Annotated in this window: 13 protein-coding genes; 3 read left to right on the top strand and 10 right to left on the bottom strand. The window is 48.3% G+C overall.

Annotated elements, in window-relative coordinates; all coding sequences use genetic code 11:
* The first annotated feature begins 8 nt into the window (after positions 1–8).
* Complete coding sequence (locus KD145_RS29845; RefSeq protein WP_212003452.1) at positions 9–1,298, top strand: folylpolyglutamate synthase/dihydrofolate synthase family protein; 1,290 nt, start codon at positions 9–11, stop codon at positions 1,296–1,298.
* Here KD145_RS29845 and KD145_RS29840 read toward each other — a convergent pair whose 3' ends face one another.
* The 5 genes from KD145_RS29840 to fbp all read right to left on the bottom strand — a co-directional run bounded on the left by KD145_RS29840 (position 1,299) and on the right by fbp (position 5,004).
* Positions 1,299–1,856 carry an NUDIX hydrolase gene (locus tag KD145_RS29840; RefSeq protein ID WP_249219630.1) on the bottom strand — a complete coding sequence of 186 codons (558 nt, stop codon included), beginning with the start codon at positions 1,854–1,856 and terminating at the stop codon, positions 1,299–1,301. It abuts the gene before it with no gap.
* Positions 1,857–1,865: 9 nt separating this feature from the next.
* Complete coding sequence (locus KD145_RS29835) at positions 1,866–2,393, bottom strand: YfiT family bacillithiol transferase (RefSeq protein WP_212003451.1); 528 nt, start codon at positions 2,391–2,393, stop codon at positions 1,866–1,868.
* A 13-nt stretch (positions 2,394–2,406) separates the two neighbouring features.
* Entirely contained in the window at positions 2,407–3,171 is a 765-nt protein-coding gene (locus tag KD145_RS29830; protein ID WP_113614164.1) for an ABC transporter ATP-binding protein, read from the bottom strand.
* 166 nt (positions 3,172–3,337) lie between these two features.
* Positions 3,338–3,829, bottom strand: coding sequence for a CAP domain-containing protein (locus tag KD145_RS29825; protein WP_212003450.1), 492 nt, complete (start codon positions 3,827–3,829; stop codon positions 3,338–3,340).
* 164 nt (positions 3,830–3,993) lie between these two features.
* Complete coding sequence (gene fbp / locus KD145_RS29820) at positions 3,994–5,004, bottom strand: class 1 fructose-bisphosphatase (protein WP_212003449.1); 1,011 nt, start codon at positions 5,002–5,004, stop codon at positions 3,994–3,996.
* A 144-nt stretch (positions 5,005–5,148) separates the two neighbouring features.
* Here fbp and KD145_RS29815 point away from each other — a divergent pair, with 144 nt between their 5' ends.
* Together KD145_RS29815 and KD145_RS29810 are read left to right on the top strand one after the other, a co-directional pair.
* Complete coding sequence (locus tag KD145_RS29815; RefSeq protein ID WP_212003448.1) at positions 5,149–6,417, top strand: aspartate kinase; 1,269 nt, start codon at positions 5,149–5,151, stop codon at positions 6,415–6,417.
* A 554-nt stretch (positions 6,418–6,971) separates the two neighbouring features.
* Positions 6,972–9,413 (top strand): TonB-dependent receptor domain-containing protein, encoded by a 2,442-nt coding sequence (locus KD145_RS29810; RefSeq protein WP_212003447.1) that lies wholly within the window; start codon positions 6,972–6,974, stop codon positions 9,411–9,413.
* Here KD145_RS29810 and KD145_RS29805 read toward each other — a convergent pair.
* From KD145_RS29805 to nuoJ, 5 genes are read right to left on the bottom strand one after another with little or no spacing between them, the layout of a single operon-like run.
* The gene (locus KD145_RS29805) at positions 9,410–10,852 is read right to left on the bottom strand and encodes an NADH-quinone oxidoreductase subunit N (protein ID WP_212003446.1); all 1,443 of its coding nucleotides are present in this window, start codon (positions 10,850–10,852) and stop codon (positions 9,410–9,412) included. The genes KD145_RS29810 and KD145_RS29805 overlap by 4 nt on opposite strands.
* Complete coding sequence (gene nuoM / locus KD145_RS29800) at positions 10,839–12,290, bottom strand: NADH-quinone oxidoreductase subunit M (RefSeq protein WP_212003445.1); 1,452 nt, start codon at positions 12,288–12,290, stop codon at positions 10,839–10,841. The genes KD145_RS29805 and nuoM overlap by 14 nt, the downstream gene beginning before the upstream one ends.
* Positions 12,291–12,317: 27 nt before the next feature.
* The gene (gene nuoL / locus KD145_RS29795; RefSeq protein ID WP_212003444.1) at positions 12,318–14,210 is read right to left on the bottom strand and encodes an NADH-quinone oxidoreductase subunit L; all 1,893 of its coding nucleotides are present in this window, start codon (positions 14,208–14,210) and stop codon (positions 12,318–12,320) included.
* A gap of 33 nt (positions 14,211–14,243) precedes the next feature.
* Entirely contained in the window at positions 14,244–14,552 is a 309-nt protein-coding gene (gene nuoK, locus KD145_RS29790; protein WP_212003443.1) for an NADH-quinone oxidoreductase subunit NuoK, read from the bottom strand.
* Positions 14,549–15,079 carry an NADH-quinone oxidoreductase subunit J gene (gene nuoJ / locus KD145_RS29785; RefSeq protein ID WP_212003442.1) on the bottom strand — a complete coding sequence of 177 codons (531 nt, stop codon included), beginning with the start codon at positions 15,077–15,079 and terminating at the stop codon, positions 14,549–14,551. The genes nuoK and nuoJ overlap by 4 nt, the downstream gene beginning before the upstream one ends.
* Positions 15,080–15,083 lie beyond the last annotated feature (4 nt).

Raw genomic sequence — 15,083 nt, 5'->3', positions numbered from 1 at the left:
TTACCCTTATGAATGCATATAACGAAGCACTGGAATATCTCTACAGCCGGCTGCCCATGTTTACCAGAGTGGGTGCCAGCGCGTATAAAACAGACCTGCATAATACCATTGCCTTATTAGATCAGCTTAACAATCCCCAGCATACCTTCAAAACCATACATGTAGCCGGCACTAACGGTAAAGGCTCTACGAGCCATATGCTGGCGGCCATCCTGCAGCAGGCGGGCTATAAAACGGGGCTTTACACCTCCCCCCACCTGCTCGACTTCCGGGAACGTATCCGCATCAACGGACAGGTAGCGCCCGAAGACTTTGTAGTGGACTTCACCAATAAGATGCGGCCCTACATCGAGAGCATCTCTCCATCTTTTTTTGAGCTGACCGTGGCGATGGCGTTCAACTACTTTTCTCAGGAACAGGTAGACATTGCCATCGTTGAAGTAGGCCTTGGCGGCCGGCTGGACAGCACCAATGTGATCACGCCGGAGCTGTCTGTCATCACCAATATCAGTTTCGATCATAAAAATATCCTGGGCGATACCCTGCCCCTTATTGCTGCTGAAAAAGCCGGCATTATCAAAGCCGGTGTGCCCGTGGTGATCAGCGAAACACAACCCGAGATCGCTTATGTGTTCAGGGATAAAGCCGCTGAAATGGGCGCTCCGCTGCACTTTGCCGACCAGGAGTGGATGGTGGACGGCAGCGCTATCGTCAACAACCATCTGGAACTAACGTTGCTGGATACACGACAGGGAAAAATGTATGATATACGACTGGACCTGAGCGGGCAATATCAGGAAAAAAATGTGATGGGTGTACTGTCTGCCGTAAAACTGTTACAACAACAGGGCTGGCATATCACCTGGGATCATATCAGTGCCGCATTATCCCATGTACGCAAGCTCACAGGGCTGCGTGGACGCTGGGAAGTGGTGAATGAGCATCCGCTGACTGTGATGGACGTAGGTCATAACGAGGCCGGCATCCGGGAAGTCGTGCAGCAGCTGGAACATGTGAACTACCAGCGGCTGCATATTGTGACCGGTTTTGTGAAAGATAAAGAGGTGGAAAGTGTATTGCCGCTGTTTCCTGACACGGCTACCTATTATTTCTGCCGCGCACAGATACCGCGGGCCATGGATGAAGTGGAACTGGCCCAGATGGCCATGGCTAAAGGACTGCAGGGCCGTGCCTACGAATCAGTGCAGGCCGCGCTTCAGGCAGCACGGCAACATGCCAAACCGGAAGACATGATACTGGTTTGCGGCAGTTTCTTCATTGTAGCAGAAGCGATGTAGTTACTTCATTTCCATTTTTCCCAGGTGCAGCAAGGCGTAACAGAGGCCGGTAACATGCAGGCTGTGGATGATTTTATTATCCATGAGCAGTTGCTGCACTTCGGGAATGGACATCAGTACCACTTCTATTTCTTCATTATCATCCAGATCCTGTTCTTTAATCTTGCGGCCGCCGGTGGCGAGAAACATGTGCGTGTAGTTGTTGCTGGAAGCTGTATTGGCAGCTACTTTACCCATTGGTATTAACTCTTTGAAGGCATAGCCGGTTTCTTCCAGCAGTTCACGTTCCATGGCAAACTCCGGAGAGGGATCCGTTTTATCCATGGTGCCGCCGGGGATTTCGAGTAATGTTCGACCAACACCCTGACGATATTGACGGATCATAATCACCTGATTATCATCCGTGAGGGCCACGGCGTTTACCCAATCGTTATATTCCAGTACGTAATAAGGCTCTACGATATTCCCCTGCGGGGTCAGGCATTTGTCTTTACGCGCGGTTAACCAGTTGTCTCTGAAAAGATATTCAGACGACAACAGTGTCCAATCCATATTCATAATAATACTTTACCAGTTCATGCGTTCTTTTAGTCCCTGGATATGGCCCAGGTGGTGCTTTCCGTGCCATGCATAGATGGCAGCCTGTGTTTTCAGGTTAAAGCGCCGGCCATGTTCCGGGTGAATAAAAGTACGTTCCCATTGTTCGGGAGTCAGGCTGTCCATTAGGTTGGCCCAACGGGTATGCAGGGCGTGCAGGAGGGTGATCGATACGTTGATCGGTGTATTTTTCACATCTTCCAGCTCAGCCCAGGCTGTTTCGTCGTACGGTTTAATAATAGGTTTTTCTTCTGTCAGTGCCATTTTCATGCGGATGATAGCGTTGATATGGCTGTCTGCCAGGTGATGCACTACCTGTGTGATATTCCATCCACCGGGTCTGTAGGGCTTTTGCAGCTGAAACTCGTCCAGGTTCTGCACCGCCATTTCCACGAGGGTAGGCAGGTCGCGGATATCATAGATATATTCCCGCAGCATGGCGGGGCTATAATCCGGGAGCGGTTCAAATCGACCGATAGGATATTGTAATGCTTCCATAAGCGGGGTTTTATTAAGACTCTCGAAGGTCTTTCCCTGTAAGATGGATGAATACATCTTCGAGGTTGGCCTTCTTCACTTCTTTACTGCGTTCAAATCCTTTGGACACCAGGTTGTCGATCAGCGCATCGGGAGAATCGATAGCAATGACCTGACCGCTGTCTACGATGGCGCAGCGGTCGCAGAGGAACTCAGCTTCGTCCATGTAGTGGGTGGTGATAACGACGGTGGTGCCCTGAGCCCTTACCTGCAGGATCAGGTCCCAGAGGTTTCGTCTTGCCTGCGGGTCGAGGCCGGTGGTAGGTTCATCCAGGAAAATGATCCTGGGTTTGTTGATCAGGGTGGTGGCGATAGAGAAACGTTGTTTCTGTCCGCCTGAGAGCTCTTTGTATTTGGACCTGGCTTTATCTTCCAGGTTAAAGAGCCGCAGCAGTTCCATTGGTTCTACGGGCTGGTTATACAGGCCGCCAAACATTTCAATCAGTTCTACCAGGTTAAGTCCGGGGTAATAACCGGAGCTTTGCAGTTGTACGCCGATGATTTTTTTGATATTGTTGGGAGCAGTATCCAGGTCGAATCCGCCTACGGTCACTTTGCCTTCTGTTTTCTCGCGGAGTGTTTCAATGATCTCAAGGGTAGTGGATTTTCCGGCGCCGTTAGGCCCTAACAGGCCGAAGATCTCATGTTCGTATACTTCAAAGCTGATACCCTTTACAGCGGTGAATTCCCCGTATTTTTTCACCAGGTTCTTCACCTCAATGATCTTGTTCTTTTCCATGCTGCCAAATTAAAGAAGAATTACGAATTATGTCTTACGAATTACGGAGTTGCCCGGAGAGCGGAGCGAACATTAACATAAAAACTAAATATTTATATGTTATGAATTGATTTTCGCTTCGTTCTACGAACAACTCCGTAAGTACGTTGTTGACAGTTTGCTTTCGTTAGTGTTTAATAAACACCTGGGTAAAGAAGGTAATTCTGCCTTTACCGGCTGTGCCTATACCGATGAGGTTATAGTCGCCGAGCATGTTGCGCCGGTGGCCGGGGCTTTTGATCCAGCCGTCTACTACGGCTTCCGCGTCGAGGGTGCCATAGGCAACGTTTTCAGCGGCAGCTCCTACGCGGCCCATTTTTCTGGAGACGTTGGCCACGCGTTCCTCGAAGCCTTCATGACCGAAGCCGGTGCTGCCATTAGCCATGTTGCGGCTATGACGGCGTGCCTGCTGGCTGATGGTTTCATCGAGCTGCAGCGGCTTCAGTCCTTTGGATTGGCGGAATTTGTTGGTGTAATAGAGGATCTCTTCTTCAAGGCTTCCTCCTCCTGATGTGGTGCTGTCTGCGCGGCTGGCTGCACGTGAACACGCGCTTACCTGGAATGCGGCAAACAGGGCAAGCAGTAATACAAGGATACTGCGGCTTTTCAAAATCGACATAGAAATTGATGGTTAATAATGTACATTTCGCTTCTAGCAAGTGTTGTACCAAAAAATCAAAGCTGAAATTTTTTTTCTGCTTCAATAAAAAAACGAAGACCTGAGCGTTGCTATTGTACGTTCAGGTCTTCGTTATGGTGCAATTAATAAAAGAGATTCCGTTGTTATTTATTCATGATATCTTTCCAGGTTTCCATCATATTTTTTGACCCGATAAAGATAGGTACACGCTGATGCAGTTGAACTGGTTTCAGCTCCAGCAGGCGCTGACGGCCGTTAGCCATCGCTATGCCACCTGCTTTCTCCATGAGAAAAGACATCGGATTACATTCGTAACAGAGCCGGAGACGGCCGGAAATGTATTTGCCGAAGGCCGGATACATGAAGATACCACCTTGTATCAGTGTACGGTGAATTTCTGCCACCATACAGCCAACAAAACGATGGCGGTAGATACGATCATTTTCATTTTTAGCCATAAAATGATCGATGGAATGACGTACTTTCTCTTCGTACAGGTGGTAGTATCCAACGTTAACGGAGAAAATATCACTTTCCGGCGGACATTTCAGATTGGGATGTGAGAGGCAGAACTCCCCGATGGAAGGGTCCAGGGTAAAGCCCTGCACACTGCGGCGGGTGGCGTATACCATCATAGTGGAAGATCCATAGATGATATATCCGGCAGCGATCTGCTGGGTACCGGGCTGCAGGAAGTCTTCCAGGTTACACTCCTCTCCTTCCGGCGACAGGCGGCGGTATACGGAGAAAATAGTTCCGATGGACACATTCACATCAATATTGCTGGAGCCGTCTAAAGGGTCGAGCAATACCACGTATTTTGATTTCTTGGAGTATTCGTCGGTGAAAGCGATAAAATGTTCTTCTTCTTCAGAGGCCACTCCGCAGCAATAGATGCTACCGCGCAAAGAGTTGATAAACTGTTCATTGGCAAATTCATCCAGCTTCTTCACGGATTCGCCCTGTACATTGGTTTTACCGGCTTCACCCAGGATGTCGGCGATACCAGCTTTATTTACCTCTACGTTCACCCGCTTTGCTGCCAGCCCGATGTCCCGCAGCAACCCTGACAACTGACCAGTTGCCCCCGGATAATTACGCAACTCCTGGATAGTAAATTCATCCAGAGTCATTACTTTTTGCTTGTGATTCATAACGTATTGCAGTTTTCCGGGACGAAATTACAGGAAATGGGATTATTTTAATGGAAATGTCATTTATGTGTAAACAGATTTTAAAACAATTCTAAACTTGCCTTACTTTGCCAAATAATTTTTTAAAAGAAGACAAACTATCATATGAAGGTTTTCAAGTTTGGCGGCGCAAGTTTAGAAAGTGTTGAACGCATTAAGCAGGTAGCACAAATAGTTCAGTCGTTTCCGGACGACAAACTCCTGATTGTTATTTCCGCGATGGGCAAAACCACCAACGAACTGGAAAAGGTGGCCCAGAACTTTTACATGCGCAAAAGGGAAATAGCGGCCCAGTTGCTGTACAACGTGGAGCAACATCATATACAGATGGCTGAGACCCTGCTGGGCACCCGCCACCACCCTGTATTTCAGCAGCTGCAACAGTTCTTTACAGAAGCCGAATGGACCCTGGGTGAAAAACCCGTACGCGCCTATGATTATTACTACGATCAGCTGGTAGGCATGGGAGAGCTCCTCAGCACCACTATTGTGAGCGCATTCTTTAACACCGTAGGTCTTCATAACACCTGGCTCGATGTCAGGGATATCTTCCGTACAGATGATAACTTCAGGGATGCCAATATTGACTGGGCCTATACCCAGAAACAGGTAACCGATAAAGTGGCTCCGCTTTTCAACGAAACCAGTATCGTGATCGCTCAGGGCTTTATCGGCAGTACCGACCAGAACGAAAGCGTGACGTTGGGCAGGGAAGGCAGTGACTATTCCGCCGCCGTGTTTGCCAATATGCTCGATGCTGAAAGCCAGACTATCTGGAAAGACGTGGAAGGCCTCAAAAATGCCGACCCCAAACTTTTCCCAAACACCATCAATATCCCTGAGATCAGTTATGGGGAAGTGATCGAAATGGCCTACTATGGTGCACAGGTGATCCACCCCAAAACCATCAAACCTTTACAGAACAAACAGATACCGCTGCTGGTAAAATGTTTCTTCGATAAAAACCTGCCTGGTACCATCATCAAGGAACAGGCGGATGTCAGGCAGTTGCCCCCCATCATTGTGCTGAAAAGAAACCAGGTGCTGCTGACTATCACTTCCAAAGACTATTCTTTTATCACAGAAGACAAGATCAGCGATATCTATGAAACCTTTCACCGTTTAAAAGTGAAAATCAATCTGATGCAGAACGGCGCCATCAGTTTTTCCTGCTGTATAGACCACAACCCGGAAAAGATAGAGCTGCTGATCAAAGCCCTTCACAGCGGGTTTAAAATCGCCTATAATGAAGGCCTTGAACTGCTCACCGTACGGTATTATCAGGACGGACTGCTGGAAGAACTGAGCAACCATCATACGGTATTGCTGGAACAGCGTTCCAGAGTGACAGTACAACGACTGCTGAAGAAATAAGCTTATATTTATCTTGTGAAAAAAATCAGGGGCGCAACAATAGTTTGCGCCCCTGATTTTTTCACAAAACCATCGTGCCGCTACCGTTTATCCCCGTATTCAGACAACCATACCAATCTCCTGCTTTTAATTCAAGACATCCTTAATTTTATATTGCTGCAAATTTTTTTTTTCGGGCATGCAACCTTTTTTCAGGACGAGCGTCTTTAAGAAAAAAGCGCCATGAAAAAAGTCGCCCTGTTACTGATAATTACCTCCTGTATCGTGCTGGTCCTGGCATGCAAGGGACTATTAAAAGATACAGCGCCGATGCAGACCAGTCCGCCGGACGTGTTGCCTTTATTCGTGATTACCCATGTTACGTGCCCTGGAATCCCACCCACTTCACAGGCCTGTACAGCAGTTAACCCGGATGAGACACAACTGCGGCCCCAACAATTCAATGGCATAGTAAAAACTATATTCAATATATACCAAAACCAGATAAGCAGTAAATAACACTGTCTTCCTAATCAAATTATTGGAAACGCTTCTGAGAAAATCTAAACGATAGTATGAAAAAATTCATCGTCGTGCTGGGGATACTCATGTCCTATGTCATGTGTTCTTTCGCACAAAAAACTACTCCCACCGGTAATATCTCTTTAAAAATAACTGATGCGGCAGGCAAGCCATTACCCTTTGCCAACGTGCTTTTACGCAAAGTGCAGGACTCTACTATGGTAAAAGGAGAACTGACCACTGAAGCCGGTGACTGCCGTTTCGAGAAAATCCCTTTCGGACAATATTTTATCCAGGCCAGCCAGATGGGTTATACGACCCATTATGTGCCCAGCTTTACGGTGGATGCCGGGCATACCTCCCTTACACTCCCAGCGGTGACTTTGCAAACGTTATCTCAAAACCTCCAGGCTGTCAATGTAACCGCAGTAAAACCCTTCATTGAAAAAAGTGCCGGCAAGACCGTACTCAACGTAGAAAACAGCGTCACAGCCGTAGGCAACAGCGCCCTCGACATTCTGAAAAGGGCTCCCGGAGTGCAGATAGACAACAGTGAAAACGTGAAAATGAAAGGCCAGAGCGTCACTGTTATGATAGATGGAAAACTCACCTACCTCAGCGGGGAAGATCTTACCAATCTCCTGAAAAACACACCAGGTGAATCTATCGCACAGATAGAAATCCTTACCAGTCCGTCTGCCAAATACGATGCGTCCGGCAATGGCGGTATCATCAACATAAAAACAAAAAAAGGTAAACTCACCGGTATCAACGGAACAGTGAATACAACCCTGTCACAGGCCCGTTATGGCACCTACAATGCAAACGGTTCCTTTAACTGGCGTACTACCCGGTTCAACCTTTTCGGTGACCTCGGCATATCCGACCGTCCCTTCCAGGTGACCCGTGAATACAGCAGAACTTTCCATGATAACAACATTATTACCGCGCAATCACAGGACATTTTTCAGCGCAACCGTTTCCAGCGCAATGCTGCCAAAATCGGTTTAGATTATTCCATCAATGACAAACACACGGTAGGCGTACTGGTCAACGGCTTTAAAAACCGTTTCAGCAATCAGATTTATAGCACCACCAGTATGGGTAGTCCTAATAAGCTCGCCGATTCTATTGTCAATTCCTACACCAGGAACAACAACCACTTCAATAATATTGCTGTCAACGTCAACTATAAGGCCGTACTGGACACTGCTGGCCGTGAGTACAGCATCGACGCAGACTATGCCCGCTTTAAGAGCGATCGTACGTTGATGCTGAACGACAGCCTTTTTGATGTTGCCAAGCAACTAACACGCAACCCGAATGGTATCCGCAATATGGGCGGCACAGAGATCACCATTAAAAGTCTGAGAGGTGATTTCTCCTGGCCGCTCGGTAAAAATGGTAAAGTAGAAGCCGGTCTGAAAGCCAGCCTGGTAACAACTACCAATAAACTACAGTACGACTCCCTGAAAAACGATCAATACATCTATGCCCCCAGCCAGAGCAATGAATTCAATTATCAGGAAGATGTTTACGCAGCCTATGCCAGCTATAGAAAACAGCTTACACCGAAAACAGGTATCCAGATGGGCCTGCGTATAGAAAACACCCAATCAGATGGTTATTCCGTTACGCTTAAAAGCCAGGTAAAACGTTCCTATACCGACTTCTTCCCCAACCTGACGATCGATCAAAAGCTCAATGACAAAAATAAACTTAGTCTCGCTTACTCCCGCCGCATTGAACGTCCGGAATACGGCCAGCTGAATCCATTCATGTTTTATCTGGACAGGTATACCTACTTCAAAGGAAACCCTTACCTGCAGCCGCAGTACACCAACAACGTGGAACTGGCCTATACCTTCAGAGACAAGTATATTGCCACCCTGGGATACAACCGCACCACCGACGTCATTAATGAATTCCTTATGCAGGATGACAATACCAAATCATCTATCAGTACGTTGATCAACTACAAAAGAAGTCAGGTGTACAGTCTGGCCATCACGCTGCCTTTCCAGGTAACCAAATGGTGGAGTAGCGATAACAACATCAACACCGCATACAACGATTATTATTTCACCCATCCGACACTGAACAAACCGGAGACTACAAACAGTTTCACCTACAACTTTAACAGCACCAATACCATCACGTTGCCACATGATTTTAAGCTGGAAGTAGCAGGTTACTATAATTCTCCGTTTGTATATGCCATCTTCAGAGGTTATAATGAATACAACCTGAATCTGGGCATACAAAAAACTTTCTGGAACAAAGCTGCCACTATCAAGCTGAATTACAACAACATCCTGCGGAATGAATCCTATCGCGGCGTTGCAGAAACCAGCAATATGGCACTGCATATCTTCAATACCTGGCAGTTCAGGACCGCCAGCATCTACTTCAGTTATCGCTTCGGCAACAGCAGTATCAAAGCTGCCCGTGAGAGAAAAACCGGCACTTCCGATGAACAGAAAAGAGCGGGTTAAACAATTATTTTCATCATCTGCTGTATCAGTTGCATCATAGCAGTAGGATATATCCCCAGTCCTATCAGCACCAATGTCAGCAACATCAGTGTGATATTACCGGCTACAGGCAGCGAGGGTTTGATATACGTCAACTCCTCCCCTGTAGCCGGTGCTTTAAACATCATGGCGATAATCCGTATATAATAGTACAACCCTATCACACTGTTGATCACCAGCATAAACAACAGGAACCACATATGGCCGTTCACTCCGGCCATTACAATATAGAACTTACCGATGAACCCTGCCGTCAGCGGAATACCCGCCAAAGACAGCAACATGGCCGTAAACACTGTGGCCACCCAGGGATAACGCCAGAACATACCACTGTAATCTTTTAACGTTTCTGCGTCCTGGATACTGCTGCTCATCACAATCAATACCCCAAAAGCACCGATACTGGTGATGAAATAAGCTACCAGGTAAAAGGAAATTGCCTCCAGTCCCGTTTGCACACCTGATAAAAAAGCAACCAGAATGTAACCCATGTGTGCAATGGAAGAATAAGCCAGTATTCTTTTGATGTTCTGCTGCATGAGTGCCAGCCAGTTGCCCGCAAACATGGAAGCCACTGCAATAATGGCCAGCATCCACCATATCATCGTATAGTCATTACCGTGAATATCCAGATAAAAACGAATCAGCACTACCAGCATACCTCCTTTGGAGATAGTGGCTATAAACGCTGCCACCGGTAAAGGCGCGCCTTCATAGATATCCGGCGCCCACATATGAAAGGGTACAATGCCCAGCTTAAAACCGATACCGATCAGCATCATACCAAAACCTGCCAGCACTGTTACCGGAATATAACCCGCCTGACGCAGTGCGGCACCGATACCAGGAAAATCCATATGCCCGGTAAAAGCATATACCAGGGCCATCCCGAACAATAAAAAGGCAGAAGACAACGCAGCGAGGATCAGGTATTTAATACCGGCTTCATCAGAGCGCTCCCGGGCCCTGAGGTAGGCAATCAGCCCATACAGGCTGATACTCAGAATTTCCAGTCCCAGGAAAAGGGACATAAAATGGCGACTCACCACCAGCACCAGTGCACCCGTAGTAGCCAACGGTAACAACAGGTAATATTCTTCCTTCCGTTCCTCCCTTTCCTCGAAATAGTTGTAGGATAACAGTAAGATGATGAAGCCGGCGGTAAGTACCAGTCCTGTATTAAAAAGCGAAAATTCGTCTACCACCAGCAAAGGCGGCACGGTATGCGGGATATACAGCATGGCCGGAATGATGGCAGTAAGCGCCATCAGATAAGCCAGCAGGGAAAAAGCATAGGTTATGCGGTGATTACGTTTGATGGCAATCAGCAGCATCGAGATCACCACTGCTGTAAACAGTGTAATCAACGGGCCGAGGCTTATAAAATCAGCGAACGACATAATCAGTTTTTTGGGTAGTATTTAATACCGGTTGCGGATAAAGTCCCAATAAAAGGATGGCCATCACCAACGCCACAATGATCACCAGCTCCCGCTTGTTCAGATCGGGTAAAACATGCTGTCCATGACTGGGGCCAAAAAAAACTTTTTGCATAATGCGAAGTGAATAAGCCGTTGCCACCACCAGTCCTATGGCTGCAAAAACCGTGATCCAGCGGTTGGCCTGCCAGCTGCCCAGCAGGATAAGAAATTCTGCCACAAAATTGCCCAGCCCGGGCAGTCCCAGAGAGCCCATCACAAAGATCATGGCCGCGCTGCCCATCACCGGCACCTTAGACCATAAGCCGCCCATCTCCTGTATGTTGCGGGTATGAATCCGTTCATACAGCGCCCCGGCAATGATAAACAACGCCCCTGTACTGATGCCGTGTGCGATCATCTGCATCACCACACCTTCATAGGCCAATGGATTAAAAGAGAAGGCCCCTACCAGCACAAAACCCATATGACTGACACTCGTATAGGCAATCAGCCTTTTCAGATCTGTTTGTGCATAGGCCAGCATTCCACCGTAAATGATGCCCAGCACGCCTAGTAACATGATCCAGGGTGCAAAATGAACCGAAGCTTCCGGGAAAAGCGGCAGTACCAGGCGGAGAATACCATAAGCACCTGTTTTGAGAAGGAGGCCGGCCAGGACTACACTACCAGCAGTAGGTGCTTCTGTGTGCGCATCCGGCAACCAGGTATGAAACGGCACCGCCGGCAGTTTCACCAGAAAAGCGGTGAGAAATCCCAACATCAGCCAGCGGGCCGTTTCCTGCTGCATAGGTGTATGCAGCAATGCAAAATAATCGTAGGTGTATACCCCGGTATTGGCACCATGAATAAAGTACAACGCCAGGATGGCCAACAACATCAGCAGTCCGCCGGCCTGCGTGAAAATGAAAAACTTATTGGCCGCATACTCCCGGTTGGCATGCCCCCAGATACCAATCAGAAAATACATCGGTATCAGCATCATCTCCCAGAAAAAATAAAACAGGAAAAGGTCCATCGTCAGGAATACACCGGTAATACCTGTCAGCGCAAACAACAGGTTAAAATGGAAAAAGCCAACCCTGTAGTTGATCTCTTTCCAGGATATCAGTACCGACAATGCTCCCAGGAAAAACGTCAGCACCAGCATGAGCAACGATAGTCCATCCATCGCCAGATTCAGGCTGATCCCGAAATGCGGCACCCATTCGGCTTTAAAGTGGTACAGCCATTTTCCGCCGGCAGCGGGCTTCGTGGCCCATATCTGAAACACAATCACCAGATTGATCAACAGGCATCCCAGCGCAATACACCGGGACCACAATGCGCTCCTGGACGCTGCTATCCAGGATAACAGCCCGCCAGCCAGGGGTATTAATATCAGCAATAGCAGGATCATTGTGAGAACATTTAACCGTTAACGTTATTAAATTTCGTATAGCCGCCATATCAATACCGACAGCAAAGCCACTGCGCCCAACACCACGCCCATGATATACCAGCGAAGCACACCACTCTGCGTACGGGCCATCATGTTATGACACCATCCCATTAGTTGCGCCAGACCGGTATAGATTTTATCGATCAGGTCTTTACTATTAATATCAGAGAAATATACAAAGGGTTTCACCATCAGCGCATCGTACAGCGCATCCATATCCCAGCCTCTTCTCCAGAATCCCTGCAACCACAGCTGACCGGGCATTGACAGAAATTCGGTCATACCGCCGGGCTTCTTTATCACCCAATGCCATGCCAGCCAGATACCGCCCAGTGCCAGCGCCGCTGATATCAGCTGTGACAACCATTCCATTGCCAGCGACTCGTGTAATACTTCCACCGCCGGTAACACCGGCTGCAGCCAGTTACTGAAAATCGTTACATGTCCCAGCGTATGGGGCAGCTCTATAAAACCAGCTACTGTAGACAGAAAGGCGAGTATATATAACGGCACCATCATCACGGGGCCGGGTATACGATGTACCTTCGTTTTCACTTCTCCATAAAAAACCAGAAAAACCATGCGGAAAGTATACATACCTGTGAGCAAAGCTCCCAGTAGTCCGGCCAGCCAGTAAGCGGTGTGTCCGCCGGCAGCGGACCACGACAACCAGATGATCTGGTCCTTGCTGTAAAAGCCGGCTGTCACAAACGGAATAGCCGTCAGCGAAGCAGCGCCTATCAGGAACACCCAGAATACGCCGGGCAACTGTTTCCTCAGCCCACCCATTTTAAACATATCCTGCTCATGGTGTAATGCAACGATCACAGCGCCGGCTGCCATAAACAACAGCGCTTTAAAAAAAGCGTGCGTCACAAAATGGAAGATCGCAGCCGACCATGCTCCACATCCCAGCGCCAGAAACATATACCCTATCTGGCTGATAGTAGAATAAGCCAGCACTCTCTTAATATCTGTTTGCACCAATGCGCTGAAACCTGCTATGACCAGTGTTACTGCACCTATTACAGCGGTGGCCGTTTGTGCGGCAGGCGCCAGTTCAAACACGCTATGCATCCGGGCAATCAGGTATACGCCAGCTGTCACCATGGTGGCGGCATGTATCAGCGCGCTGACAGGCGTAGGACCGGCCATAGCATCGGGCAACCATGTTTGCAGCGGCAGTTGTGCAGATTTGCCCACCGCACCACCCAGCAACAGCAGTGCGATCAGTGTTACTACTCCATCTCCACGAGTCCATAATCCACCTGTTTCCTGCAATATTTCAGGAATATTGAGCGTACCGGTATACTGGTACAACATAAACAAAGCTACCGCCATCGCAGTATCCCCTACCCTGGTCACAATAAAGGCTTTACGTGCTGCATAACCATTGGCCGGATCTTTATACCAGAAGCCTATCAACAGATAACTGCAGAGCCCCACGCCTTCCCAACCCAGGTATAGCAACAACAGATTATCGGCCATTACCAGCACCAGCATGGAGCCTACAAACAGGTTCATACAGGCGAAAAAACGGCCATAGTCTTCATCTTCCTGCATATAACCAGTAGCATACACATGGATCAGCAATCCTACAATCGTAATCACCAGTGTGAACACTACCGACAATGCGTCCATGCGGAAGTCGATCCCTGCAGTAAAGCCCGGTACCTGCATCCATTGCCATACATGCTGCACAAGGGGAAGCTGGTCCTGTCCGGCTACCGTAGCCGCCACTATCAGCGCAATAAGCGATGACAAGGCAATGCTACCGCAGGCAATAACGGTAACGGATATATGATTAAGGCGTTTCCACCAGAGCATGAGTATACATGCACTGAAGAAAGGAATAGCAGGGATTAGCGCGGGCAGCATCTGATCATATTTTTATCGGGTTATGCAGATATTTTATCCTCTCATCCTGCTGGCTTCGTCGCTGTCGAGCGTACGCAGCTGGTGATAGAGCTGCAGTATCAATGCCAGTCCTACCGAAACTTCTGCGGCAGCCATTGCCAGGATAAACATAAACATTACCTGTCCATCGGGTTGTCCCCAGTGGGAAGCAGCCACCACAAAAGCCAATCCGGCAGCGTTCAGCATAATTTCCACAGACAGCAACATAAAGATGATGTTGCGTCTGATCAATACGCTGATGAGGCCCAGCACAAACAGGATTCCTGCCAGCAACAAACCGGCTGTAGTGGGATGTATGTTCATGTGTCGAGATTATTTTCAAGAAAACGATGTAATGTTTTTCCCTGTTGTCTTCCCAGATGGTAGGCACCTACGATACCTGCCATCAGCAGGATACCGACGAGTTCCACCGCTATCAGGTAGGGGCCGAACATGGCCATGCCCACCTGTTTGGGACTGACTACCTGTATACCAGCGGCGGGCTGTCTGTTTTGCAGGATCAGGAACAACAGTTCGCCCAGCAGTACCAGACAAAACAGTCCGGGTACAATCCAGATCCTGGGCCTTAGCCACGCCTTTTCATGTTCTGCCGTTTCGAGCCCCAGGTTGAGCATCATCACAAAAAATATGATCAGCACCATGATAGCACCGGCATATATGATGATCTCCAGGATGGCCATAAAAGGAGCACCGTAGGTATACAGCACCACCGCCACTGCCAGCAGCGATACTACCAGGTATAAGAGGGCATGCATGATATTGTAACAGGTGATGACCCTTACCGTAGCTAATACAGCGATGATCGCAGCGATGAGGAAGGTGATGTCCATACGA

Source organism: Chitinophaga sp. HK235 (genome assembly GCF_018255755.1).
Classification (GTDB): Bacteria; Bacteroidota; Bacteroidia; order Chitinophagales; family Chitinophagaceae; genus Chitinophaga.
The sequence above is the reverse complement of the archived record's forward strand: the minus strand, read 5'-3'. Positions and strand labels throughout refer to the sequence as shown.

Excerpts from the sequence above, each read along its gene's own strand:
- nuoM (WP_212003445.1), bottom strand. The coding sequence starts at position 12,290 with ATGATCCTGCTATTGCTGATATTAATACCCCTGGCTGGCGGGCTGTTA.
- KD145_RS29825 (WP_212003450.1), bottom strand. The coding sequence starts at position 3,829 with ATGTCGATTTTGAAAAGCCGCAGTATCCTTGTATTACTGCTTGCCCTG.
- nuoJ (WP_212003442.1), bottom strand. The coding sequence starts at position 15,079 with ATGGACATCACCTTCCTCATCGCTGCGATCATCGCTGTATTAGCTACG.
- fbp (WP_212003449.1), bottom strand. The coding sequence starts at position 5,004 with ATGAATCACAAGCAAAAAGTAATGACTCTGGATGAATTTACTATCCAG.
- KD145_RS29810 (WP_212003447.1), top strand. The coding sequence starts at position 6,972 with ATGAAAAAATTCATCGTCGTGCTGGGGATACTCATGTCCTATGTCATG.
- KD145_RS29845 (WP_212003452.1), top strand. The coding sequence starts at position 9 with ATGAATGCATATAACGAAGCACTGGAATATCTCTACAGCCGGCTGCCC.
- nuoL (WP_212003444.1), bottom strand. The coding sequence starts at position 14,210 with ATGCTGCCCGCGCTAATCCCTGCTATTCCTTTCTTCAGTGCATGTATA.
- KD145_RS29815 (WP_212003448.1), top strand. The coding sequence starts at position 5,149 with ATGAAGGTTTTCAAGTTTGGCGGCGCAAGTTTAGAAAGTGTTGAACGC.
- KD145_RS29835 (WP_212003451.1), bottom strand. The coding sequence starts at position 2,393 with ATGGAAGCATTACAATATCCTATCGGTCGATTTGAACCGCTCCCGGAT.
- KD145_RS29805 (WP_212003446.1), bottom strand. The coding sequence starts at position 10,852 with ATGTCGTTCGCTGATTTTATAAGCCTCGGCCCGTTGATTACACTGTTT.
- nuoK (WP_212003443.1), bottom strand. The coding sequence starts at position 14,552 with ATGAACATACATCCCACTACAGCCGGTTTGTTGCTGGCAGGAATCCTG.
- KD145_RS29840 (WP_249219630.1), bottom strand. The coding sequence starts at position 1,856 with ATGAATATGGATTGGACACTGTTGTCGTCTGAATATCTTTTCAGAGAC.
- KD145_RS29830 (WP_113614164.1), bottom strand. The coding sequence starts at position 3,171 with ATGGAAAAGAACAAGATCATTGAGGTGAAGAACCTGGTGAAAAAATAC.